Origin of the sequence: Mesorhizobium sp. M0800 (assembly GCF_040320095.1) — a bacterium.
Lineage (GTDB): Bacteria > Pseudomonadota > Alphaproteobacteria > Rhizobiales > Rhizobiaceae > Mesorhizobium.
The window spans coordinates 124976-148177 of record NZ_JAMYOZ010000001.1 but is presented as its reverse complement, the minus strand read 5'-3'; the positions used below and the strand labels follow the sequence as shown (position 1 = coordinate 148177).

The following is a 23202-nucleotide window of genomic DNA, read 5'->3' as shown; positions in this document are numbered from 1 at the left end:
GGCGTGCTGGTCCCGGAGAGACGAATCGCGGCATGGTCGATCCGCGGATGGAAATGCGCGGCGCGGAGCTCGCATGAGGCTTGCCCTGACAGCATTCGCCGCCGTACTGGCTTTGCTGCCGGATGCGTCTTGCACAAATCTGGCGCGAGCCGATTGGCGCGATGTTATCGGAACGTTCCGTATCGGTATCGTCGCCGAACCGTTGCCGGTCCGAGGGACTATGTGCTGGCTTCAGCCATCGTGCGTCTAGTCTCGGCCCGCGGTCGCAAGCAATAGCAACAGACCGGTTAGCGGGCTTCAGGCGTCAGCAATCGCTGCACGGAATGGTCGGGCTCCTGCGCGGCCGCAGATAATAAGTTTCCGCCATCGATATCGAATTGAAGACCGAGCTCAACCCGAACCGGCTTTGGCCGTCCGCCGACCAGGTGATGATTGGCTTGTAGGCGAGATCGCTTTCGACCCGAATGAGGAACGTGCCTTTGATCTTGAGCGCGCTCGGGACCGTTGTGGTGGAATCCTTGACAGCGTCGACGCTAGAGACGCCATCGACCAGTTTGCGCGACCACACGACCAGGACTTTCGGCGTCGTCTCGTTGGTCACCTGTATCGCCGTGATAATGATCTTCGGTTTCGAGCGGTTGTAGGGCTGGAGCGTGGAACTGCCGATCGCCATGATGGCATCGACATCGGCCGCCTTGACGGTCTGCTGCTGCGTGACGAGGTCCGCTACCATGCTGCCGATGCGGCTGACCTTCTTGCTGGTCTCGATGGCTTGCGAGGCCTCCATTGTCATAAAGTACATGATCAACAGGACAGGCACGATGAGGGCAAACTCGACAGCCGCAATACCGCGGCGGTCCGAGCAAAGCCGGACTGCTCTTGTACAAATCCCTGCGATGCCCAGCTGTGCCCCCGCACGAATCATGGCTTTGCCCTTTTCAAGCGACTACGTGGTTCAGTTGTCGAACGGCTCGTTCTGCCAAGTGATCGAAGCAAAATGCAGCGTTTTGCCGTCCTTCAGGTTGGCCATCGATTTGGCCATGAAGTCGGTCATCACCGGCCATTTGTAAAAAACACGCAGCATGTTTCTCGACTCCGCCAGGCCAGGTGCGACGGTGAAGGTCTGTGTGCTCGTGCCCTTGGTCAGCACGACGTCGCCATCCTGGATCTTGAAACCGGCCAGCGCCGCATCGGCGAAGGTCGGATATTCGCGCAAGTCCACCAGCAATCCGGGACAGGTCTTGGCGACCATGATCTCCAATTTGGTGCAGATCATATCCCGCAGCTTGGTCCCGGACACATCGGCCGGTCTTAGTTGGCCGGTACGCAGTTGGCGCGCGATGTCGTCGGTTGCGTTTGCCATCACTTCCTGTGCGGCAAAAGAAATGCAGCTCTCCAGGATGGCGAAGACAAGAAGCGCGAAAGGAATTGCAAGCATGGCGAATTCGATCGCCGTGCTTCCGCGGCGGTCGCCCAAAAACCGTCTTGGAGAACCTGCTCGTCCTGCCTTGCTCATGTCCTCTGCCCGCCGATGCCGCTTCTGTATCGGTCCCACCCTTAGTCGGAACCGATTGAAGTCCGGTTGGAATGACCGTTAAATTCAACGGGAAGGCCTTAACCCGGCGATAACCGAAGCACGTTCTCGCCAAAGACGGAGACGTCGGCTACTAATGCGCGGCGCTCATTTCGGCTTCGGAGGCCTTCTCGGCATCGCTCTTATACGAGCTTTCGCAATATGGCGCGCAGGACATGGTCTGTACTTCGGAACGCCGATAGATGCGCACCGACGACGCTGCCTGGCGCACGACGGTTATTTGCTCATCGACGATCGGGTTGCCCTCCTGGTCGAGGACGACGAGATTGGTGACGCCAAATCCCTTGCCGGTCAGTACGATCGTCGATGCATCCTGCACGGAGGCGTCGGCGATCGCCGGATTGCCGACGACAATCGTATCGGCGGCGCGCGACAATTTGATGATCTTTGCCTGGTTCATCGTCACCTCGATGCCGGCGCCGGCCTTGGCTGGAAAGGCGAAAGCCGCTGCGGCAAAAAGCACGGCAACTGGAAATGATGATCTCGGCCCGGCCATTGAGGCGCCCCCTGGCAAACTGTTCAACGGAACATGAACGAGATTGGTGAACCAACCGTTAAGCGGCTGGAGTTCAGGACCAAGCCGGAACCGGCATTGGGCCTAGCCGGCACGGCTGGAACGTCTTTGCCGAATTGCGCCTCTTGCGCCTTTTGTCAGCCCGGGGGCCTAGCGGCGGGTATTTTAGTTCTGGGTTAACCACGCAATGTCGTCGAAGCGGGAAAGGAATCGGTAAGCCTGTTTATTAAGCCGATTGAAACAGCTTCTCCTTAGATTCGCAGTATCCGATCAGCCACCAAGAGAAGTTGACGGAAGTGCTGTAACAATTGGAGTAGGAGCTCGAATGTCTAACCTCATCGCACGTTTTGTGAAGGACGAATCCGGCGCGACCGCTATCGAATACGGTCTGATCGCCGCTCTTATCGCACTCGCCATCATGGTCGGCGCCGGCCAGCTCGGCAACTCGCTGAACGCCAAGTTCACCGCCATCTCCACTAAGGTGAACGGTAGCTGACCGTAACGGGTTCGGTTGTTCTGAAATAAGGGCCGCCGCACTGGCGGCCCTTATTTAGTCCTCGTATGATTTGAAATTTAGGCCTCATCAGTCGTTAATCGAATAGGATTAGGCTGGGGCTAGATGCAATTGGGTCATAGGCGCGCCGATGCTTGAAGCCGTGATCTTCGTCGTGTTTCCGTTCTGCATGCTTTTTGCCGCGATCTCCGACATGCTTTCGATGACGATCGCCAATCGCGTGCCGGTGTTGCTTGTGGTTGTCTTCGCCTTGGTTGCGCCTTTGACCGGCATGGACTGGGCCACCTATGGCTGGCATTTCGCCGCCGCCGGCCTGGTTCTCGCGGTGACGTTCGGCCTGTTCGCGCTGGGCGGCATGGGCGGCGGCGACGCCAAGCTTCTGGCTGCCACTGCCATGTGGATGGGACTGAACATCCATCTCATCGAATACCTCGTCGCCTCGACATTCATCGGCGGACTGCTGACGCTAGCCATCCTCGCCTATCGAAAATCGCCGCTTGCCGCCGTCACAAGCCACAATCCGTTCCTGCGCCATTTCGCCGATGAGGCGACCGGCGTTCCGTACGGCATCGCGCTTGGCATTGGCGGTCTGCTCACCTATTCCGACTCGCCATTGATGGCCTGGGCACTTACCAGGCTGGCGGGCTGAATTTCGCTTTACGCGGTTGGCGCCGAGCAGGCGAGTTGGCCACGTTTTCCTTCGGGCCGGGCTTGTCGGTCCAATTTATGTAAACGTTAAATTAATCACGATCGTAAGTATAACATTAACCTTGTTTTGACGATTGCCGCTGCAAAGTCCCGCTTGGCTACGTGGTTTGCCAAGGCGAGGTTCGGACAGATGCCAGCATCCCGATTGATTATTCTGAGCGTGGCGATAGCCGCGGCCGGTGGTGCAGGCTATGTCGCGAAGAACATGGTCGTGGCTCCGCCGCCTCCGGTTGTCGATTCCGGTCCTCAGGCGCCGGCGATCGCGCTGCAGGATGTGCTTGTTCTTTCCGGCGACGTTCCGATGGGCAGTCCGCTTGAAAACAACATTTCCTGGGAGTCATGGCCGTCCGCCGGCATCAACGCAAATTTCATCACCCGCGCCGCCGAGCCTGAAGCGCTGGACAAGCTGAAGGGCGCCGTCGCTCGCGTGGCGCTCTACGCCGGCGAGCCGCTGCGGCGCTCGAAGCTGATCGGTGAAGGGCAAAGCTTCATGTCGTCGATCCTGCCCTCCGGCATGCGGGCCGTTGCCACAAGCATCTCGGCCGACACTTCGGCCGGTGGCTTTATTCTTCCCAACGATTTCGTCGACGTCATCATGACCCGCAGAGCCGATACCGCCAATGGCGGTGGTCCGGGCTTCACGACCGAAACTATCCTCAAGAACATTCGCGTCCTGGCGATCGACCAGACCATTCAGGAGGATGAGGAAGGCAAGAAGACCAGGGTCGGCCAGACCGCCACCCTGGAATTGACGCCGCAGCAGTCCGAGATCATCACCGTCGCACAGCAGATGGCGGATCGCCTGACATTGGCGCTGCGCTCGATCAAGGACAGTCAGGACAAGAATGTGGGCGAAGCCGATTACCTGGTTTCCGGCAATGGCCGGCGCGGAACCGTGCGGTTGATCAAGTCGGGCGAAGTTTCCGAAGTGGGGGCGAGGAAATGAGGCTAAAAACCAAATTGCCGGTCACGCTGGCTGCGGCGATCGGCCTGCTTTTCCTTGGAACGAATGCATATGGCGTTCTCTGTGCCAGCGCAGCAGGCGACAACGCCAGGGTCACGGCTTCGACCGCCACCCAGCGGGTCAAGCTCGGACTGAACAAATCGGTGGTCATCGACCTGCCGAGCGATGCCTACGATATTCTCGTCGCCAACCCAGCTGTAGCCGACGCGGTGACCCGCACTGCCAGGCGCATCTATCTGTTCGGAAAGGCGGTCGGCGAGACCAACATCTTCGTCTTTGGCCCGAATGGCGAGCAGATCGTCAGCCTTGATCTGGCGGTCGAACGCGATGTTGCCGGGCTGGAGGACTATATCAGGCGCTTCATCCCGTCATCGACCGTCAAAGTCGAACTCCTGAACGACAATGTCGTTCTGACCGGAACCGTGGACACGCCCCTGGATGCCAAGCGGGCGGAACAGCTGGCCACCATCTTCGTGTCGGGCGGTGAAGCGACCACGGGACAATATTCGCAGACTGCCGCCGGCGGTTCGGCCGAGGCTGGCGTCGCCATTGACAACCCGGATGCCGAGCGTCGCGTCAGCCAGATCGTCAACCTGCTGCAGATCATCGGCGACGACCAGGTCACGCTGAAGGTGACGGTTGCGGAAGTCAGCCGCTCGGTGATGAAGCAGCTCGGCGTCAATATGATGGGCAGCGGCAGCAGCAACGGCATCAGCTGGGGTGCGGTAAGCGACAATTTCACCGGTTTGGGCAAGTCGCTGTCGAACTCGGGCCTCGCCATCGGCAGCTCGACGCTGCAGGCCTACATCAACGCCATGGAACAGTCAGGCGTCATGAAAACCCTGGCCGAGCCAACACTGACAGCGGTATCCGGCGAGAAGGCGACCTTCAAGGTCGGCGGCGAATACAATATGGTGACCAGCGTTTCCCAAGCCGTATCCAACGATAACCAGACAGGTCTGAAGACCTATTCAATCGAGAAGATCGAATATGGCATTGGCCTGGAATTCCAGCCGGTGGTGCTGTCTCCCGGCCGCATCAGCCTGAAGGTCAGGACCTCGGTCTCCGAGCCGACAACGGAGGGATCAGTATCTTTGTCCGAAGGCGTAACAAGCCCCGGCATGAACGCCCTGTCGCTCCGCAAGCGCTTGGCCGACACAACAGTGGAACTGCCTTCGGGCGGCTCGATGATGATTGCCGGCCTTGTCCGCGATGATCTCAGGCAATCCGTCAACGGCTTGCCCGGTCTGACAAAGATTCCAGTGCTTGGCGCGCTGTTCCGCAGCAGGGATTTCGTTCGCAACGAGACCGAGCTCGTCATCATCATTACGCCGTATCTGGTGAAGCCGGTGGCGCGCAACGATCTTGCCAAGCCGGATGACAATTTCAACGCCGCCAGCGATGGTGCCGGCATTTTCCTTGGCCGCGTCAACCGTGTCTACGGCACCATGCAGACCGACAAGCCCAACGGCCGTTACCACGGCGTTGTCGGCTTCATCTACAAGTAAGCGGGGAAGCGGTCATGTCTAAGGCAGCATCGAAGGCACGGGCGATCACCGCGACGCGGTCGGTCCATTCGCGAATCTGGCGGCCGGCCGTTCCCATTATGGCGATCGCGGTGGCGGCATTGCTGGCCGGCTGCGCCAATCGCGACAGCGTCACGGTGGGTGCCATACCGGACGATTATCGCACCACCCATCCGATCGTCATAGCCGAGAAGATACAGAAGATCGACCTTCCGGTCGGCGCCGGCGACCGTGGCATGACCAGATCCCAGCGCGACACGCTCCTGGGCTTCCTGGACGGATACGACAGGAGCGCGGCTCCGGTGCTGACGATCGAGATTCCGAGCGGTTCGGCCAACGAAATCGCGGCGGCCGCCGCCGGCCGCGATTTCGCCAGGCTTGCCATGGCCAGCGGCATCAGCCGGAAGCGGATCGCCATGCGGTCCTATCAATCCGTTTCGGTCGAAGCGTCCGCCCCGGTCCGTGTCGCCTACGTCTCGGTGAAAGCTCAGACGGATAAATGCGGGCGCTGGCCCGAAGACCTGCTGGAGACTTCGGAAAACAAGCACTATGCCGATTTCGGCTGTTCGTACCAAAACAACCTTGCCGCCCAGATGGCCAATCCGGTCGATCTGATCGGACCGCGCAAACAGACACCCATCGACGCGGCAAATCGGAGCGCGGTGATCGACGTCTATCGTGACAGAGGTATTTCGGACGAATTCCTCGGCAATTCGGAAGTCGAATATTAACGAGTGTTGAGGCTCAACAAACCCTAAGCCGCGCAAGTCACGGAAAGTGAGACAATGAGCAATCTTGCCTACGACACAGAGGTACCGGGCGGCGAAACTTCGGAGCAGGATATTGCCGCGATGCAGGCGTTGCGGCCGATCCCGCGCATTTCGATCCAGGCATTTTGCGAGACCGAAGGCGTAGCCAATCCGGTCGAGCGCGCCGGCGAGGATCGCCGCATGGCCAAGGCCCATCTGAAGGTGCATATGGGGGGCATCCCTATCGCTATCGAATTCTATCAGTCGGCGCCGACACCGAACCTGATCCTGCTTGAATCGCGCAGCGAGCCGAAGCTATTGCTTGAACAACTCGCCCAGCTCTCCGAGCATTGTGACCCGACCTCCAAGGTGGTGGTTGTCGGCCACTACAACGATGTCGGCCTGTACCGCGAACTCATTCGTTCGGGCATTTCCGAGTATGTCATCGCGCCCGTATCGATGGCCGACATCGTCAGCGTGGTGTCTTCGATCTTCGTTGATCCGGAAGCTGAGCCGATCGGCCGCTCGATTGCCTTCATCGGCGCCAAAGGCGGCGTCGGCTCCTCGACCATAGCCCATAATGTGGCCTGGGCCATGTCGTCCCTTTTCAAATCCGAAGTGGTTGTCGCCGATCTCGACCTCGCCTTCGGAACGGCCAATATCAATTTCGACCAGGATCCGGCGCAAGGCATTGCCGAGGCAGTCTTCTCGCCGGAACGCGTCGACGAGGTTTATCTCGACCGGCTGCTCGCCCAATGCGCCGAGCACCTGTCGCTGCTTGCGGCCCCTTCGACGCTGGAGCGGGTCTACGATTTCGATCCCGACGCCTTCACCCAGCTTATCGACATAGCCCAGCGTAGCGCGCCGCTCCTCGTGCTCGATGTTCCCCACGTGTGGGCCGGCTGGACCAAGAACACGCTGGTCAAGGCCGACGAGATCGTCATCACGGCGACGCCCGAACTGGCCAATCTGCGCAACACGAAGAACCTGGTCGACATGCTGAAGCGGCTTCGTCCGAACGATCCCGCGCCAAAGCTTGTGATCAACCAGGCCGGTGTGCCGAAACGTCCTGAGATTACGCCGTCCGACTTCTCCGAATCGCTCGGCCTTTCGCCGATGTCGGTCATCCCGTTCGAGCCGCTTTTGTTCGGAAATGCTGCCAACAACGGACGTATGCTCGGTGAGATGGATGCCAAGAGTCCGGTTGTCGCCACGATCAACGAGATCGCCCATGTGCTGACAGGGCGCAGCGAAATCAAGGTGAAGAAAAAGGCTGGCCTCGGCAATCTGATCGGCAAGCTTTCGCGCAACAAGAAGTGATGCCTCAGCGGTGGAATTGGTAAGCGATCATGTTTGGTAAAAGAGGCAGCGACGACGGCAACCGGACCATTCCGGAATTCCGTCAGCCAGCACCCGCACCTGCTGCGCCGGCGGCCGCGAACCCTGTGGAAGCGGCTGTAACTGCCAGGTCGGCGGCGCTGCCGCCATCCGGCGCGCCTGCCGCGCCGGCGGTTCGCCGTGCGGTCGAGCCGCCGCCATTGGCCCCGGAGCCGAAAAGTATCCAGCGCCAAAAGAGCGAAACCTACTACGACACCAAAAGCCAGGTCTTCGCCGCACTCATCGATACGATAGATCTGTCGCAGCTCGCCAAACTCGATCCCGAAAGCGCGCGCGAGGAAATCCGCGACATTGTCAACGACATCATCGCGATCAAGAATTTCGCGATGTCCATCGCCGAGCAGGAAGAGCTTCTCGAGGATATCTGCAACGACGTTTTGGGCTACGGGCCGCTGGAGCCACTGCTTGCCCGCGACGATATTGCCGACATCATGGTCAATGGCTCCAAGAACGTCTACATCGAAGTCAACGGCAAGGTCGAGCAGACCGGCATCCGTTTCCGCGACAACCAGCAGCTCCTCAACATCTGCCAGCGTATCGTCAGCCAGGTTGGCCGCCGCGTCGATGAATCAAGCCCGATCTGCGATGCGCGTCTTCCTGATGGCTCCCGTGTCAACGTCATCGCACCGCCCCTGGCTATCGACGGCACCGCACTTACCATCCGCAAGTTCAAGAAGGACAAGCTGACGCTCGACCAGCTGGTCAAGTTCGGCTCGATTTCTCCGCAAGGGGCCGAGATTCTCAAGATCATCGGGCGTGTCCGCTGCAACATTGTCATCTCGGGCGGTACCGGCTCAGGCAAGACGACGCTGCTCAATTGCCTGACCAACTATATCGACCGCGAAGAACGCGTCATCACCTGCGAGGACTCAGCTGAGCTGCAATTGCAGCAGCCGCATGTGGTGCGTCTCGAAACCCGTCCGCCCAACCTCGAAGGCGAGGGCGAAGTGACCATGCGCGACCTGGTCAAGAACTGTCTGCGCATGCGCCCCGAACGTATTATCGTCGGCGAAGTGCGCGGACCCGAAGTGTTCGACCTGCTGCAGGCGATGAACACCGGCCATGACGGCTCGATGGGAACGATCCACTCGAACAGCCCGCGCGAATGCCTCAACCGTATAGAGTCGATGATCGCCATGGGCGGCTATACGCTGCCGCAAAAAACCGTGCGCGAAATCGTCGTCGGCTCCGTCGACGTGATCATACAGGCTGCACGCCTGCGCGACGGATCGCGGCGTATCACCCACATCACCGAGGTGATCGGCATGGAAGGCGACGTCATCATCACCCAGGACATCGTTCTCTATAACATCAAGGGCGAGGACGCGAACGGCAGGCTGCTGGGCGAGCACGTGTCGACTGGCATCGGCCGTCCGCATTTCTGGGAGCGCGCCCGCTACTACGGTGAGGAGCAGCGCCTCGCGGTTGCGCTCGAGGCGATGGAGAAACGCGCTGATTGATCCGTCTGGAAGCGTGGGGGCCAGGGTCGATGTTCGGAATTGACGGCACCGTATTGGCATTCGTCGTGCTCGCCGGCTTCAGCGCCGGCGCTGTGGCCTATGCTTTCCTGTTTAACCGGATCAGCACCGAGAAGCAGGTCGGCAAGCGGCTTGAATCGATCAAGACCGCCGAGACGGATCGTTCCGTCGTCAAGGCGTCGCGCGATCGCGTGGCGGAAGCGGCCAAGCGTCGCAAGTCCGTCCAGGATTCGCTGAAGGATCTCGATCAAAAGCAAAAGTCCAATCAGAGCCTGGTCAAGAAACCACCGCTGAAGATCCAAATCCGTCAGGCCGGCATGAAGATCTCGCTTGAGCGCTTCTATGTCTACTCGGCGGTCTGCGGCGTCGTCTTGACGGCTCTTGTCTATTTCATCGGCGCACCGTTGCTGGTCTTGCCGGCTGCGCTGCTGGTCGGCGTCTTGGGTCTGCCCCGCTGGTTCGTCTCGTTTCGCCGCGCGCACCGCGTCAAGGCGTTCCTCAACGAATTTCCGAACGCGCTCGATATCATTGTGCGTGCGGTAAAATCCGGCCTGCCGCTGAACGATGCCGTGCGCCTGATCGCCAACGAATCCCCCGAGCCGGTCAAGACCGAGTTCCGCCGCATCGTCGATTCGCAGCAAATGGGTTTGTCGATCCCCGACGCGGCCATGCGCATGCCAGAAACGATGCCGTGCACCGAGGCGAGCTTCTTCGGCATCGTCATCCAGATCCAGTCTCAGGCCGGCGGCAATCTTTCCGAAGCGCTGGGCAATCTTTCGCGCGTGCTTCGCGACCGCAAGAAAATGAAAGCCAAGGTCCAGGCATTGTCCATGGAAGCCAAGGCATCCGCCGTGATCATCGGCGCGTTGCCTTTCGTCGTCGCCTTTCTCGTCTATTTGACGAGCCCGAACTACATCATGCCCCTCTTCATCACCAGCACCGGCCATCTGATCCTCGGTTGTTCCGGCATCTGGATGTCGATGGGCGTCCTGGTAATGCGCAAGATGATGAATTTCGAAGTCTAGGACTCGCGTATGACCGATCACGTCATCAGAACTCTCACCGACCCGTCCCTGCTGATCGCACTGCTGGTCGGTATCGCGGTGTTTGCGACCGTCTTCACGCTGCTGCCCGCTTTTGGCGGGAACCAGCTCAAGGCGCGCATGAAATCCGTAGCGCTGGAGCGCGATGAGCTGCGCGCCAAGCAGCGCGCGCGGCTGGCAGTCGAAGCCGACCGCCGCCGCAAGGGCCTGCGCGAAGAACAGTCGGTCGGCATGCGCAATATTGTCGATCGCCTGGATCTCAGGCGTGCGCTGGCGGATGAAGGTACCTTGCAGAAATTGAAAGTGGCGGGTTTTCGCGGGCAAAATCCGCTGACGCGCTTCCTTTTCTTCCGTCTCGTCCTGCCCTTCATCGGCTTTGCATTGGCGGCGATGTATCTGTTCGTGCTCGGCGGATTGCCCGAGCAGCCGCTTTTCGTGAAGCTGTTCGTGTGCATCGTGGTAGCCTATGCGGGATTCTACGCGCCCGTGCTCTACGTCAACAACCGCGCTACCAAGCGCAAGCAATCGATTCAGATGGCGTGGCCGGACGCGCTCGACCTGTTGCTGATATGCGTCGAGTCCGGCATGTCGGTGGAAGCGGCGCTTCGCAAGGTCGCCGATGAGATCGGCGCGCAATCGGTGGCATTGGCGGAAGAATTCATTCTGACAAACGCCGAGCTTTCCTATCTGCAGGAGCGCAAGCAGGCCTACGAGAACCTTGCAAGCCGAACTGGCCTGGAATCCGTCAGGTCGGTGTCCCAGGCGTTGGTTCAGGCCGAGCGCTACGGCACGCCCGTGGCGCATGCGTTGCGGGTGCTTGCCAGTGAGAGCCGCGACATGCGCATGAATGCCGCCGAGAAGAAGGCGGCCGCGCTGCCGCCGAAGCTCACCGTGCCGATGATCCTGTTCTTCCTGCCGGTGCTGTTCGCCATTATTCTGGGTCCCGCCGGCATCCAGGTGAGCCAGCGCGGCATCTTTGGCGACCAGCCGAAATCCAGCAGCGAGTAGCGCCAGCGGCGTTGCCAGAAACGCTGATACGATTCAGAGCCACGCTGCCGGTGCAGCGCGGCTCTTTGCGTTAGACATGTTGCGGAATTCGCGCGCCGATTCGGCGCTCGAAGCGGTCAGTTGGTGGCGGGCTTTGCCTTGTCCTGGTCCTTGAGCTGGCTCCAGGCATTCTGCTGCGCCAGCATTTGGCGAAGGTAAGCGACGTTAGCCTGCGCCTGATCCTGCGACAGCTCTTGCGAGGCGATCTTCTCGGCCTCGTCGAAACGGCCTTGCAGACCGACGACCAGCGCAAGGTTCTGGCGGACGCGGCTATCTGCATTCGGCTGCTGGGCGGCTGAGCGCATATAGGTTTCGGCCGTGCGCAAATCACCTTCCAGCACGTACGACATGCCGAGATTGGAAAGGATCGACGGTTCGTTCGGCCTGAGATCCAACGCCTTGCGATAGCCTTGGCGCGCCTCGTCCTTTTGGCCGAGCTGGTCGAGAATGGCAGCTTCCGCCGACACCAGTTTCCAATCAGGATATTCAGGGGTCTGCGCGCGGCGCACGGCATCGAGAGCCGGTTCGAACTGTCCGTTGGCGGCAAGCGCCTTGCCATAGGCGGCGAGCACGTCGCGGTCCTTCGGCAGGGCGATCGCCAGCTTGCGCATCACCGCAAGCGATTGGTCTGCGTCGCCGTCCATCTGCAGCGCCGCGGCATAATTTGTCGCGATCCGCTTGTCGCTGGGGTTTTTCGAATAGGACTGGCCAAGCGCCATCGTAGCGTTGTGCAGTTCGCCCGCCGACATTGTTTCCAGCGGCTTGCCGCTTGGACGAGAAATCGAGCCAGTCGTCAATTTGCTGGTTCCGCAGCCAGCGACGCCTGCGGCAAGCGCCATCATCAACGCCGTGCTGATCAGCCTATTTGCGCTGGCGTCCATCCTGCGGTTGGTCGGCATCGGCACCAGGGCTCCGTTCATGCGCGTGACCATTTGCGAGGTCATCTTTCCTCCCGCAGAAATATTCTGTTAACCCTAACGGAGAGTTAAGAAACGCCGACTCGGAACCCGGAGACCAGCGAATGCCTGTCGAACTCGTCGAGAAAGAATTGAGCAATGCGCTGCCGGTCCATCTGGTGGCGAAGGATGCTCTGGCGGCGTCGGGCCTTGCGCCATCCTCGGTCGCCTGGGCCAAGGCCAACGGCTTTTCCGGCGAGGCCGGCAGGACGCTGATCGTGCCTGGCGACAACGGCGCGATTGCCGGAGCCCTGTTCGGCACCGGTGATGGCGAGGGCGCACTGGCCATCGGCGCACTAGCGAGAGCCTTGCCCGAAGGCGAGTGGCATTTTGCGTCCGCACCGGCCAAGCCGGAGCTTACGGCACTCGCCGTGGCGCTCGGCGGCTATGTCTTCACCCGCTACGGCAAGAAGCCAGGCAAGACGCTTCGCCTCGCGCTGCCGGCAGGCACCGACGCCGCCCGCATCCGCCGCCTCGCCGATGGCATTTTCCTGGCGCGCGATCTGGTTAACACGCCGACCAGCGATATGGGCCCCGGGCAGTTGGAGAAGGCCGCCCGGACCTTGGCCGCGACGCACAAGGCCGAAATATCGGTGACCAAAGGCGACGATCTTCTTACCGCCAACTTTCCGATGATCCACGCCGTCGGTCGGGCTTCTGCCGACGCCCCACGCCTGATCGACATGATTTGGGGGCCGAACAATGCCCCCAGGATAACGCTGGTCGGCAAGGGCGTCTGCTTCGATACAGGCGGTCTCGACATCAAGCCGTCCTCGGGCATGCTTTTGATGAAGAAGGACATGGGTGGCGCTGCCAACGTGCTGGGCCTCGCTTCCATGATTATGGCCACCGGGCTGAAGGTCCGGCTTCGCGTGCTCATCCCCGCTGTCGAGAATTCGATAGCCGGCAACGCCTTCCGGCCAGGCGACGTGCTGGTGAGCCGCAAGGGCATCACCGTCGAAATCGGCAACACCGACGCCGAAGGACGGCTGGTGCTCGCCGATGCCTTGGCCTTGGCCGACGACGAAGAGCCGCAGATGCTGGTCGATATGGCGACGCTGACAGGCGCTGCCCGTGTTGCGCTCGGTCCCGACCTGCCGCCGTTCTACACCGGTGACGAGGCGCTTGCATCCGGGCTGGCGGACGCCTCCGTTGCGGTCGAGGATCCGCTATGGCGGATGCCGTTGTGGAAGCCCTATGACGCCAAGCTGGCGTCGAAGGTGGCCAACATCAACAACGTCACGTCGGACGGTTTCGCCGGCTCGATCACCGCGGCGCTTTTCCTGAAGCGCTTCGTGGAAAAGACCGCCGGCTGGGCGCATGTCGACATCTTCGCCTGGAACCCGTTCGACCGCCCGCACGGCCTTGCCGGTGGCGAAGCACAAGGCATCCGGGCGCTGGAGCAGGTCATTTCGAAGCGCTACGGCTGATTCTCGGGCATAGCCGACGAAGGTATTGACTGAAACGGAACCGAAACAATTTTCCGTCATGCTGGACGGATGTCGATTATCATGCGTCCAAGCCAGGCCTTGCGACTATGGCAACAGGTGGTGTTATCCGAGGTGCGTGACGACGCGCCCGATCTCACTATGCGCCAGACGGCGATCCTGTTCACCATCTATCTCGATCCGCCGCCACACACGGTGCGGGGGTTAGCCGCCCGCCTCAACGTCACCAAGCCGGTGATCACCCGTGCGCTCGATACGATGGGGGCGCTGAAACTGGTGTCGCGCCACCGCGACGAGCTCGACAAGCGCAACGTGCTGGTCAGGCGTACAGTCGAAGGCGCGCTCTTTGTCGAGCGCTTTGGCGATGTTATCATTGCCAGAGTCCAAGAGTTGCCCATTTGAACGAGTTGCCGATTTGACCGCCAGCGATGCCCGCCTCCATGCCTTCCGCTCCGATCTCGCCGACGCCAGGCTGAAAGGCAAGGTTTCCGCCGACCGTTTCGTCGCCGGCCGGCCGGCTCGCATATCAGCCTCCGTCGCCGACATCCGCAAGGCGCCGCGCCCGGATGCCAGCGTCGATACCCAGCTTCTGTTCGGCGAAGACGTCCTCGTCTTCGAGGACGTTGAGGGCTGGGCCTGGATACAGGCCGAGCGCGACGGCTATGTCGGCTATGTCGCCGACACCGTGCTGGGCAGTCGGGAGCATGCGCCCACCCATGTTGTCTCGGTGCCACGCACTTTCCTCTATCCGGGACCGGATTTGCGGTTCTCGATCAGCGGGCAACTCTCGATGGGATCGGCGGTAACAGTGAGAGGCGCGGCTGAAACACGCCGCACGTACTATGCTCTGCTGCCATCCGGCGAGGCGGTCATATCTGACCATCTCAGGCCTGTCGCCGAAGTTGCTCCCGACTACGTCGCGGTCGCCGAGGCGTTTCTCGGCACGCCCTATCTGTGGGGCGGCGTTTCCGGCTTCGGCATCGATTGTTCCGGTCTCGTGCAACTTGCAATGCACATGGCTGGCAGGCAAGTGCTGCGCGACACCGACATGCAGGCGGCGACCGTCGGCGAGCCGCTCGACCCCGGGCCGGATTTTGCCGGGTTGCGGCGCGGCGACCTGGTCTTCTGGAAAGGCCACGTCGCGATCATGACGGATCCGGAGACCATGATCCACGCCAACGGCCACACCATGCTGGTGTCGCGTGAAGGACTGAGGGAGGCGGTCGCCCGTATCGGCTATCTCTATGGCGGGCCGACCGGGTTTCGCCGGTCGTAACGCGAATCGATCACCTTTTGTTCTGATTTTGCTTGGCGATTGCGCGTCGCCGCGCTACCTCTGGCACGTGACAGAGCAGCCGCGCCTTGCCCAACAGAATGCCGCCGTCGTCCTGCCCGAGCCATTCGTCAAATGGTTTGCGGAAAAGGGCTGGTCGCCGCGCGCCCACCAGATCGATTTGCTGGCCAAAGCCCAGGGCGGGCAGTCGGTATTGCTGATCGCCCCGACCGGCGCCGGCAAGACGCTGGCCGGGTTCTTGCCATCGCTGACCGAACTGGCCGGCCGACCGAGGAGAAGGCCGGGGCAGGCGCATCGAGGGATCCACACACTCTACGTCTCGCCGCTGAAGGCGCTGGCCGTCGACATCGAGCGCAATCTCGGCAAACCCGTCGAAGAAATCGGGCTGCCGGTCACCGTCGAGACGCGCACCGGTGACACGCCCGCACACAAGCGCCAGCGGCAGAAGCTGGCGCCGCCCGACATTCTCCTGACCACGCCCGAGCAATTGGCGCTGCTGATTGCCGCGCCCGATGCCAGGCGCTTCTTCGAGGACCTGCGCTATGTCGTGCTCGACGAATTGCATTCGCTGGTGACCTCGAAGCGCGGCCATCTCCTGTCGCTCGGGCTGGCCCGGCTGCGCTCGTTTGTGCCCGCCCTGCAGACGATAGGCCTGTCGGCGACGGTCGCCGAGCCTGACGAATTGCGGCGCTGGCTGGTCAGCCAGAATCCACCGGGGCCGATGGCCGAACTGATCGTCGTCACTGGCGGCGCCAAGCCCGACATCTCCATTCTCGATTCGGAGGAGCGCGTGCCGTGGGCGGGACATTCGGCCCGCTACGCAACGCCGGAAATCTACAACGAGATCAAGCGCCACAAGACAACCCTGCTGTTCGTCAACACGCGCAGCCAGGCGGAGTTGCTGTTCCAGGAGTTGTGGCGGGTCAACGAGGAGACCTTGCCGATCGCGCTGCATCACGGCTCGCTCGACGTCGCGCAGCGCCGGCGTGTCGAAAAGGCAATGGGCGAGAACGCCCTGCGCGCCATCGTCGCCACGTCGACGCTCGACCTCGGCATCGACTGGGGCGATGTCGATCTGGTCGTCCATGTCGGCGCGCCGAAAGGTGCCAGCCGGCTGGCGCAGCGCATCGGCCGCGCCAACCACCGTATGGACGAGCCGTCCAAGGCGATCCTGATACCGGCCAACCGCTTCGAGGTGCTGGAATGCAGGGCGGCGCTCGACGCCAATTATCTCGGTGCCCAGGATACGCCGCCGCTGGTCGATGGCGGGCTCGACGTCCTGGCGCAGCACGTGCTGGGCTGTGCCTGCGGTGCGCCGTTCCATGCCGATGCGCTGTTTGAGGAAGTGCGGACGGCAGCACCCTATGCCGATCTCGATCGCCCGACATTCGATCGCGTCATCGATTTCGTCGCCACTGGCGGCTATGCGCTAAAGAACTACGAGCGCTATGCCCGCATCCGGTTGAACAAGGACGGACTGTGGCGGGTCTCAAATCCTCGCGTCGCCCAGCAATACCGGCTCAACGTCGGGACCATCATCGAAGTGCCGGCGCTCAACGTCCGCTACGTCCAGGCCGGCAGCAGAGGCGCGGCTTCGCGTGGCGGCCGGGTTCTGGGCAAGATCGAGGAGGCGTTCCTCGAAACGCTGACGCATGGCGACACCTTCATGTTCGCCGGCAAGGTGCTGCGCTTCGAAGGTATCCGCGAGAATGAGTGCTTTGTCTCGAATGCACCCGGCAGCGACGCCAAGGTGCCGTATTACGGTGGTGGCAAATTCCCGCTTTCGACGTACCTGGCCGAACAGGTCCGCGCCATGCTGGACGATCCGCAGCGCTGGAAGAAGCTGCCGGAGCAGGTCGCCGACTGGCTACGCTTCCAGGCCGACAAGTCGGTACTGCCGAAACGCGACGATCTGCTGGTCGAGACCTTTCCGCGCGGCAACCGCTACTATCTGGTGGCCTATCCGTTCGAGGGCAGGCTGGCGCACCAGACGCTCGGCATGCTGCTCACCCGCCGCCTCGACAGGGCGGGAGCCAAGCCGCTCGGCTTCGTCGCCACCGACTATGCGCTTGCCGTATGGTCGCTGGCCGATATGGGCCATATGTTCAGGGCGAAGAAACCGTCGCTGGCTGCGCTATTCGATCAGGACATGCTGGGCGACGACCTCGAAGCCTGGCTCGCCGGCAGTTGGTTGTTGAAGCGCACCTTTCGCAATTGCGCGCTGATCTCGGGATTGATCGAGAAACGCCACCCGGGGCAGGAGAAGAGCGGCCGCCAGGTAACCGTGTCGACGGATCTCATCTACGACGTGCTGCGCAGCCACGAGCCCGACCATATCCTTTTGCAGGCGACGCGTGCCGATGCCGCGACCGGTCTCTTGGATGTCAGCAGACTTGCCGAGATGCTCTCGCGCGTCCAAGGTCGAATCATGCATAAGAACCTCGAGCAGATATCGCCGCTCGCCGTGCCGATCATGCTCGAGATCGGCAAAATGCCGGTGCACGGCGAGGCCGATGACACGCTGCTGATGGATGCAGCCACGCTGGTCGAGGAGGCCATGGGGACGAAATGACTGTCGCGCTCGCCATGGCTGCGCCTCTGGCGGATGCGGGCGCTGTCCGTATCGCCGGCGAACGCGCGATCTGCGACCGTCGCGGCGTGCTCTATTTTCCCGAATTCCGGCTTCTGACCGTATCCGACCTGCATCTGGAAAAAGGCTCATCACTGGCCAGGCGCGGCACGCTGGTCCCACCTTACGACACCGGTGCGACGTTGCTCCGGCTGCAGGCGGTGATCGCCGATTATCAGCCTGCGATCGTTATCAGCCTGGGCGACAGTTTTCACGATGGCGGCGGCGCCGCACGTATGCACGCGAGCTTTCGCCAAAGGCTGGAAGGGCTGATGGTCGGGCGCGACTGGTTCTGGGTCGCCGGCAATCATGATCCTGAAGCGCCGGCCGACTTGCCAGGCGAGACCGTGCGCGAGCTGGCCATAGGCTCGCTATTCTTCCGGCACGAGCCTTCGGCGGTGAGAGTGGAAGGCGAGATATCAGGCCACCTGCATCCTTGCGCCCGCATCGTGCAGCAAGGTCGTTCGGTGCGGCGTCGTTGCTTTGCCGGCGATGGCGGCCGCATGATCATGCCGGCTTTCGGCGCCTATACCGGCTCGCTCAACGTGCTCGATGGCGCCTATGCCGGGCTGTTCCGCCGCGAAACGCTGATGGCCTATATGCTTGGCACAGAGCGCATTTTCGCGATTTCCCACGCGATGCTCAGGCCGGGCTGAACCTACCTGCCGTAGTACAAAGTGACCGTGTGCTTGGCCTCGGCGAAGAACAGCCAGCGCTCGACCAGCATTCCGGCGAGTTGGGCGATTGCGGCGAGTATCGACAGTGCTGCCGCATAGGGCCACGGCAAGGCGAACGCCGCGACCAGCAGCAACGCGGGCAAAGCAAAGGCCAGCACCTGCGTGATCTGGCGGAGTTTAGCGCTGTGCTTGCGCGCAATGCGAAAACCCATCTCCTTGAGCAGATAGTTTTCCTCGGTATGCGGCCATTCAAGCGACCGCACCGTGCCGCCGGAAAGCCCGGTTGCGGTGTTGGCATTGGTCGGGATCTCCAGCCTGTCATTGTATCGCCAGGTCGCCAGCTTCAAACCCCAGCCGAGCGCGGTCAGCAACAGGGCAGCCGCCAGAAGCATATTCGAGCCTGCGGCAAATCCCTGCAGCAGGGCGTTGAGCAGTACGCTGCCGGTCATCGCCGAAAAGACCAGGTAGGCGGGCAGGGTGAAGCGGCTGTGCCACTGGGCAATCGGCTTCAACGACGCGTAGATCATGCCGGTGGTGCAGACGGTTGCGACCGCGCCGATGGCAGCGAGCAGCCCGGCGACAGCCGCCCAGCCGCTCGTACGGCCGAGGACCACCCAGCCAATACCGAACAGTCCCGCCGGCACGAAGGTGGCGACCGAGGCAACACCTTCGCGCGACAGCCATGAGCTACGCCATTGCGAGAAGGCACGCCAGGCGCGTTCGGGCCGGCCGAGATGGCCGGCCGACGACAGCAGGCCTGTCGAGATCAGGCCAAGCGCCAGCCCCATGCCGGTGAGGCCAAGCCAGAAATCGGGCGGGATAAAGCCCTGTCCAGCGAGCACGCCAAGCAGCGCGAGCAGGCCGTAACCGGCGCCCGTGGCCGTGGTGAAAAAGACGACTGAGAAGGCTGGATGCATGAAGGCACGGGTCAGTTCGAAAGCATGCGGTCGACCCAGCCGAGGAAGCCGCCTTCGGCCCGCACCGCTTCAAGCGCTGGCGCCGGCACCGATGCGGCGCGGGTGGTGTGGGCACGTGGCAGCAGATATTTGTTGGTCGGCTTATAGCCCATTTCCGGCATCAGATCGACACCGCCGCGCTCGGCCACCAGTTGCGAGATAGCGGATGCCGGATCGCCCAGATCGCCAAAATGCCGCGCGCTGGTCGGGCAAGCAGCGACGCAGGCCGGCACGCGATCTTCTTCCGCCAGATTGTCGTTGTAGATGCGGTCGACGCACAACGTGCATTTCTTCATCACGCCGACATTGGTGTCGAATTCGCGCGCTCCGTAGGGACAGGCCCAACTGCACAGTTTGCAGCCGATGCATTTGTCCTCATCGACCAGCACGATGCCATCCGACGCCCGCTTGTAGGAGGCGCCGGTCGGGCAGACCGTGACGCAGGCCGGTGTCTCGCAGTGCAGGCAGGAGCGTGGGAAATTGACCGTGCGCCCACCCATCTCCGTGATGTGCTCATAACTGTGCACGCGGTTGAACCAGACGCCGTCGACATTGCCGCCATAGGGGTCGATGTCGGTCAGCGGCGCCATGTGGCCGCCGGTGTTCCATTCCTTGCAGGCGGTAACGCAGGCCTGGCAGCCGACGCAGGTGTCGAGGTCAATGACCAGGCCGAGCTTTTTGTCGGTGTGGGTGGGAAGGCAAGTCATTTGGCAGCTTCTCTTTCCCGACGGAATTCGGCGCCGAAACTAAGCTTATCGGGCGGGGGCTCAAAATGCGGCGGCTGTCGGAAGCGCTCGAACTGCGGTTCGGTGAAGCCTGCTTCCTCGTCTGCGCATTTGACGATGCGCACGCGCAGGTCGAACCATGCCGCCTGGCCGGTGACAGGATCGGAATTCGAATAGTGTTTGCCATTCGCATCGGCAGAGGTCTGGTCGCCGATGATGTGGTTGAGTAGAAAGCCGCGATTGGATTCGGCCGCATCATCCTTCAGCCCCCAGCTGCCGCGACGCTTGCCGATCGCATTCCAGGTCCACACCGTATTGGCGTTGACGCCGTCGACCAGCTTGATCTGTCCTTTGACCTTGCCGTTGATGCTCTCGATCCACACCCAGTCGTCATCGACAAGCCCGAGGCTGGCGGCGGCCCGATCGTGCACGAACAGCCGGTTCTGGCTGGTGATCTGCCTTAGCCAGGCATTCTGCCCGCCCCAGGAATGGTACATGTGCATCGGGCGCTGCGTCAGCGCGTGCAGCGGATAGGCTTGGCTGTCGACCGCAGCCTCTTCGAAGGGCGCATACCAGAATGGCAGCGGATCCATATAGGTCTCGATGCGGCTGCGCTCCGCCTCCGGCGGCAGCACCCGGCCATGGCCGCGCGCCGCAAGGCGGAAGCGCTGCATCGGCTCCGAATAGAGTTGGAACACGATCGGCTCGGCTTTCGGGATGAAGCCCATGTTCTCGGCGAAGTCGAGATAGGAGCGGTTGGCCATCTTGTAGTAGCGCTGATCGGCGGCGAAGTCCTGGTGCCAGAAGCCGCCATTGTCGATGTAGCGCTGCAACTGGTCGGGATTGACGTCGCCCTTGCCGACCGAGGTCCCGTCCTCGCCCCGCCAGCCGGCGAGCGGACCGACACCTGGCGTGCGCTCGTGATTGACGATGTAGTCGGCATAGTCGCGGTATTTGGCGGAGCCGTCGTCGTCAACGAAGCCGGGCAGGCTGAGCCTCGCGCCGAGTTCGATCAGCACCGTCTGGAACGGCCTGACGTCGCGGTCCGGCTCGACGACGGGATGGCGGATGGCGTCGCCCGGCCCGTCGGCGTGGCTGATCGGGCGGTCGAGCAGACTGATACAGTCATGACGCTCGAGATAGGTCGTGTCCGGCAGCACCAGATCGGCAAAAGGTACCGTCTCGGAATAATAAGCGTCGGAATAGATGATGAACGGGATCTTGTACTCACCTGACGCATCGATATCGGACAGCATTGCCATCGTCTCGACGGTGTTCATCGACGAGTTCCAGGCCATGTTGGACATGTACATGAACAGAGTGTCGATCTTGTAGGGATCGCCCGCCCAGGCGTTACGAATGACCGTGTGCATGAGTCCGTGTGCGGCCAGCGGCGCATCCCAGGAGTAGGCCTTGTCGATACGAACGGGCTTGCCGGCTTCATCGATCAGCAGGTCCCCCGGTCCGCTGACGAAGCCGAGCGGCATGCCCTCGAGCGGCGTCATCGGCTTCACATTCTTGCCGGCTGGCTTGGGACCCGGCGGCGCGGACCGCGGATAGGGAGGCTTGAAGCGGAAGCCGCCCGGCACGTCCACCGTGCCGAGAAGCACCTGAAGCAGATGAATGGCCCGGCAAGAGTGAAAACCGTTCGAATGGGCCGAGATGCCGCGCATCGCATGCATCGACACCGGGCGGCCCTTGATGGTCTCGTGCCGGCGGCCAGCCCAGTCCGTCCAGGCCACCGGCAATTCGATTTGCTGTTCGAAGGCGACATGGGCGAGTTCTGCGGCAATGCGTCGGATGGTGTCGGCGGAGATGCCGCACCGGTCAGCGACGGCGTCCGGTGAATAGGTCTCGTCCAGATAACGGTCGGCGACGAGTTGGAAGACGGGCACGCAGCGGCGGCCGTCGACGAGAAAGCTGCCGGTCAATGCGGGCTTCGCGTCGGCATCGCTGGCATTGACAGGCATCTTCGCCACCCTGTCCCAAGCCAGCGGATTGCCGTTGCCATTGCGCATGAACAGCCCGTCATCGACAGCTCCAGGCTCCTGAACGACCAGGATGTGGGCATTGGTGTAGCGCAAGAGGTACTCGAGATCGATGCGGCCAGCCTTCAGCAATTCATGGATGAGGGCGAATACGAACAGGCCGTCGGTGCCAGGCCGGATGCCGATCCAGTCGTCGGCAATTGCATTATAGCCGGTGCGGCAGGGATTGATTGAAACCACCTTGGCGCCGCGCGCCTTGAGCTTGCCGAGGCCGATCTTGATCGGATTGGAATCATGGTCTTCGGCAACCCCGAACAGCATGAAATATTTGGTGTTGTCCCAGTCGGGCTCGCCGAACTCCCAGAACGAACCGCCAATCGTGTACAGGCCGCCGGCCGCAATATTGACCGAGCAGAAGCCGCCATGGGCGGCAAAATTCGGCGTGCCGAACTGGCTCGCCCACCAGCCGGTCAGCGATTGCGACTGGTCGCGCCCGGTGAAGAAGGCAAGTTTCTTCGGATCGGTTCGGCGGATGTTCGAAAGCCGTTCTGTCGCGATCGACAAGGCTTCCTCCCACTCGATTTCGCGGAACTCACCCGAGCCGCGCGGGCCGGTGCGCAGTAGCGGCTTCTTCAGCCGGGCCGGGCTGTAATGCTGCATGATGCCGGCGCTGCCCTTGCCGCACAGCACACCGCGGTTGACCGGGTGATCCTTGTTGCCGTTGATGTAGCGGACCTTGCCGTCCTTGATATGGACGTCGATGCCGCAGCGGCAGGCGCACATATAGCAAGTCGTCTTGGCGACGCTGTCGGAGACATCGGGCGACGTATCGACGCCGTCGCCTTCAGCGGGCGAGCGGGTATCGGCGAGCGGCCGTTGGGATGGTGCTGAGTTGGCGCCGCGCAGCGGTCTGTTGGTCATGATCCGGCGATGTTTTTGCGTTCGGCGGCCTTGGCTCTCGTCTTCGGACCTGGGCCGCGCATGTAATGTTGTT

The 23202-nt window shown here is 61.8% G+C and carries 21 protein-coding genes and 1 pseudogene; 15 read left to right on the top strand and 7 right to left on the bottom strand.

Annotation, left to right across the window (positions count from 1 at the left end; translation table 11 throughout):
* Nucleotides 1-73 precede the first annotated feature (73 nt).
* A pseudogene (locus NKI18_RS33370) lies at nt 74-202 on the top strand (phosphate/phosphite/phosphonate ABC transporter substrate-binding protein); the annotation flags it as partial.
* A 102-nt stretch (nt 203-304) separates the two neighbouring features.
* Here the strand turns inward: NKI18_RS33370 and NKI18_RS00720 are convergent.
* The 3 genes from NKI18_RS00720 to NKI18_RS00710 form a co-directional block, all read right to left on the bottom strand.
* A complete protein-coding gene (locus NKI18_RS00720) occupies nt 305-925 on the bottom strand; it encodes a TadE/TadG family type IV pilus assembly protein (protein WP_023676926.1) in 621 nt (206 codons plus the stop codon).
* Nucleotides 926-955: 30 nt separating this feature from the next.
* Complete coding sequence (locus tag NKI18_RS00715) at nt 956-1516, bottom strand: TadE/TadG family type IV pilus assembly protein (protein WP_023676927.1); 561 nt, start codon at nt 1514-1516, stop codon at nt 956-958.
* Nucleotides 1517-1667: 151 nt separating this feature from the next.
* Entirely contained in the window at nt 1668-2090 is a 423-nt protein-coding gene (locus NKI18_RS00710) for a pilus assembly protein N-terminal domain-containing protein (protein ID WP_352448617.1), read from the bottom strand.
* 343 nt (nt 2091-2433) lie between these two features.
* On the opposite strand from NKI18_RS00710, the gene NKI18_RS00705 reads away from it, so the two are divergent.
* From NKI18_RS00705 to NKI18_RS00665, 9 genes are all read left to right on the top strand, one after another.
* On the top strand, nt 2434-2604 hold the full coding sequence (locus NKI18_RS00705; RefSeq protein WP_023676929.1) for a Flp family type IVb pilin: 171 nt from the start codon (nt 2434-2436) through the stop codon (nt 2602-2604).
* 148 nt (nt 2605-2752) lie between these two features.
* Nucleotides 2753-3271 carry an A24 family peptidase gene (locus NKI18_RS00700; RefSeq protein WP_023676930.1) on the top strand — a complete coding sequence of 173 codons (519 nt, stop codon included), beginning with the start codon at nt 2753-2755 and terminating at the stop codon, nt 3269-3271.
* A 189-nt stretch (nt 3272-3460) separates the two neighbouring features.
* Nucleotides 3461-4276 (top strand): Flp pilus assembly protein CpaB, encoded by an 816-nt coding sequence (cpaB, locus tag NKI18_RS00695; protein WP_352614618.1) that lies wholly within the window; start codon nt 3461-3463, stop codon nt 4274-4276.
* Entirely contained in the window at nt 4273-5802 is a 1530-nt protein-coding gene (locus NKI18_RS00690) for a type II and III secretion system protein family protein (protein WP_352614620.1), read from the top strand. The genes cpaB and NKI18_RS00690 overlap by 4 nt, the downstream gene beginning before the upstream one ends.
* A gap of 14 nt (nt 5803-5816) precedes the next feature.
* On the top strand, nt 5817-6551 hold the full coding sequence (locus tag NKI18_RS00685; protein ID WP_352614622.1) for a CpaD family pilus assembly protein: 735 nt from the start codon (nt 5817-5819) through the stop codon (nt 6549-6551).
* A gap of 54 nt (nt 6552-6605) precedes the next feature.
* Nucleotides 6606-7889 (top strand): CpaE/TadZ family protein, encoded by a 1284-nt coding sequence (locus NKI18_RS00680; RefSeq protein ID WP_352614623.1) that lies wholly within the window; start codon nt 6606-6608, stop codon nt 7887-7889.
* A 29-nt stretch (nt 7890-7918) separates the two neighbouring features.
* Nucleotides 7919-9427, top strand: a complete 1509-nt coding sequence (locus NKI18_RS00675) for a TadA family conjugal transfer-associated ATPase (RefSeq protein ID WP_352455132.1) — start codon at nt 7919-7921, stop codon at nt 9425-9427.
* A gap of 29 nt (nt 9428-9456) precedes the next feature.
* On the top strand, nt 9457-10470 hold the full coding sequence (locus NKI18_RS00670; protein ID WP_023676935.1) for a type II secretion system F family protein: 1014 nt from the start codon (nt 9457-9459) through the stop codon (nt 10468-10470).
* A gap of 9 nt (nt 10471-10479) precedes the next feature.
* A complete protein-coding gene (locus NKI18_RS00665) occupies nt 10480-11496 on the top strand; it encodes a type II secretion system F family protein (protein ID WP_023676936.1) in 1017 nt (338 codons plus the stop codon).
* A gap of 116 nt (nt 11497-11612) precedes the next feature.
* Here the strand turns inward: NKI18_RS00665 and NKI18_RS00660 are convergent, their stop codons facing one another.
* Nucleotides 11613-12434, bottom strand: coding sequence for a tetratricopeptide repeat protein (locus tag NKI18_RS00660; RefSeq protein ID WP_352614768.1), 822 nt, complete (start codon nt 12432-12434; stop codon nt 11613-11615).
* A gap of 122 nt (nt 12435-12556) precedes the next feature.
* On the opposite strand from NKI18_RS00660, the gene NKI18_RS00655 reads away from it, so the two are divergent.
* The 5 genes from NKI18_RS00655 (at nt 12557) to pdeM (ending at nt 18518) form a co-directional block, all read left to right on the top strand.
* Nucleotides 12557-13921: a leucyl aminopeptidase family protein gene (locus tag NKI18_RS00655; protein WP_352614624.1), complete on the top strand. Its 1365-nt coding sequence runs from the start codon at nt 12557-12559 to the stop codon at nt 13919-13921.
* Nucleotides 13922-13990: 69 nt separating this feature from the next.
* Nucleotides 13991-14341, top strand: coding sequence for a MarR family winged helix-turn-helix transcriptional regulator (locus NKI18_RS00650; protein WP_353018615.1), 351 nt, complete (start codon nt 13991-13993; stop codon nt 14339-14341).
* Nucleotides 14342-14354: 13 nt separating this feature from the next.
* Nucleotides 14355-15215, top strand: a complete 861-nt coding sequence (locus NKI18_RS00645) for a C40 family peptidase (protein ID WP_352614625.1) — start codon at nt 14355-14357, stop codon at nt 15213-15215.
* A 67-nt stretch (nt 15216-15282) separates the two neighbouring features.
* Nucleotides 15283-17805: a ligase-associated DNA damage response DEXH box helicase gene (locus NKI18_RS00640; RefSeq protein WP_352614626.1), complete on the top strand. Its 2523-nt coding sequence runs from the start codon at nt 15283-15285 to the stop codon at nt 17803-17805.
* Nucleotides 17802-18518, top strand: a complete 717-nt coding sequence (pdeM, locus tag NKI18_RS00635) for a ligase-associated DNA damage response endonuclease PdeM (RefSeq protein WP_352614628.1) — start codon at nt 17802-17804, stop codon at nt 18516-18518. Before NKI18_RS00640 ends, pdeM begins: the two co-directional genes overlap by 4 nt.
* 2 nt (nt 18519-18520) lie before the next feature.
* Here pdeM and NKI18_RS00630 read toward each other — a convergent pair whose 3' ends face one another.
* The 3 genes from NKI18_RS00630 to NKI18_RS00620 are packed head-to-tail and all read right to left on the bottom strand — an operon-like array spanning nt 18521 to nt 23129.
* Complete coding sequence (locus tag NKI18_RS00630) at nt 18521-19456, bottom strand: dimethyl sulfoxide reductase anchor subunit family protein (RefSeq protein ID WP_023676943.1); 936 nt, start codon at nt 19454-19456, stop codon at nt 18521-18523.
* An 11-nt stretch (nt 19457-19467) separates the two neighbouring features.
* Complete coding sequence (locus tag NKI18_RS00625; RefSeq protein ID WP_352614630.1) at nt 19468-20202, bottom strand: 4Fe-4S dicluster domain-containing protein; 735 nt, start codon at nt 20200-20202, stop codon at nt 19468-19470.
* Entirely contained in the window at nt 20199-23129 is a 2931-nt protein-coding gene (locus tag NKI18_RS00620; RefSeq protein ID WP_352614631.1) for a molybdopterin oxidoreductase family protein, read from the bottom strand. The genes NKI18_RS00625 and NKI18_RS00620 overlap by 4 nt, the downstream gene beginning before the upstream one ends.
* Nucleotides 23130-23202: the final 73 nt, after the last annotated feature.

Excerpts from the sequence above, each read along its gene's own strand:
- NKI18_RS00720 (WP_023676926.1), bottom strand. The coding sequence starts at position 925 with ATGATTCGTGCGGGGGCACAGCTGGGCATCGCAGGGATTTGTACAAGA.
- NKI18_RS00715 (WP_023676927.1), bottom strand. The coding sequence starts at position 1,516 with ATGAGCAAGGCAGGACGAGCAGGTTCTCCAAGACGGTTTTTGGGCGAC.
- NKI18_RS00710 (WP_352448617.1), bottom strand. The coding sequence starts at position 2,090 with ATGGCCGGGCCGAGATCATCATTTCCAGTTGCCGTGCTTTTTGCCGCA.
- NKI18_RS00705 (WP_023676929.1), top strand. The coding sequence starts at position 2,434 with ATGTCTAACCTCATCGCACGTTTTGTGAAGGACGAATCCGGCGCGACC.
- NKI18_RS00700 (WP_023676930.1), top strand. The coding sequence starts at position 2,753 with ATGCTTGAAGCCGTGATCTTCGTCGTGTTTCCGTTCTGCATGCTTTTT.
- cpaB (WP_352614618.1), top strand. The coding sequence starts at position 3,461 with ATGCCAGCATCCCGATTGATTATTCTGAGCGTGGCGATAGCCGCGGCC.
- NKI18_RS00690 (WP_352614620.1), top strand. The coding sequence starts at position 4,273 with ATGAGGCTAAAAACCAAATTGCCGGTCACGCTGGCTGCGGCGATCGGC.
- NKI18_RS00685 (WP_352614622.1), top strand. The coding sequence starts at position 5,817 with ATGTCTAAGGCAGCATCGAAGGCACGGGCGATCACCGCGACGCGGTCG.
- NKI18_RS00680 (WP_352614623.1), top strand. The coding sequence starts at position 6,606 with ATGAGCAATCTTGCCTACGACACAGAGGTACCGGGCGGCGAAACTTCG.
- NKI18_RS00675 (WP_352455132.1), top strand. The coding sequence starts at position 7,919 with ATGTTTGGTAAAAGAGGCAGCGACGACGGCAACCGGACCATTCCGGAA.
- NKI18_RS00670 (WP_023676935.1), top strand. The coding sequence starts at position 9,457 with ATGTTCGGAATTGACGGCACCGTATTGGCATTCGTCGTGCTCGCCGGC.
- NKI18_RS00665 (WP_023676936.1), top strand. The coding sequence starts at position 10,480 with ATGACCGATCACGTCATCAGAACTCTCACCGACCCGTCCCTGCTGATC.
- NKI18_RS00660 (WP_352614768.1), bottom strand. The coding sequence starts at position 12,434 with ATGCCGACCAACCGCAGGATGGACGCCAGCGCAAATAGGCTGATCAGC.
- NKI18_RS00655 (WP_352614624.1), top strand. The coding sequence starts at position 12,557 with ATGCCTGTCGAACTCGTCGAGAAAGAATTGAGCAATGCGCTGCCGGTC.
- NKI18_RS00650 (WP_353018615.1), top strand. The coding sequence starts at position 13,991 with ATGTCGATTATCATGCGTCCAAGCCAGGCCTTGCGACTATGGCAACAG.
- pdeM (WP_352614628.1), top strand. The coding sequence starts at position 17,802 with ATGACTGTCGCGCTCGCCATGGCTGCGCCTCTGGCGGATGCGGGCGCT.
- NKI18_RS00630 (WP_023676943.1), bottom strand. The coding sequence starts at position 19,456 with ATGCATCCAGCCTTCTCAGTCGTCTTTTTCACCACGGCCACGGGCGCC.
- NKI18_RS00625 (WP_352614630.1), bottom strand. The coding sequence starts at position 20,202 with ATGACTTGCCTTCCCACCCACACCGACAAAAAGCTCGGCCTGGTCATT.
- NKI18_RS00620 (WP_352614631.1), bottom strand. The coding sequence starts at position 23,129 with ATGACCAACAGACCGCTGCGCGGCGCCAACTCAGCACCATCCCAACGG.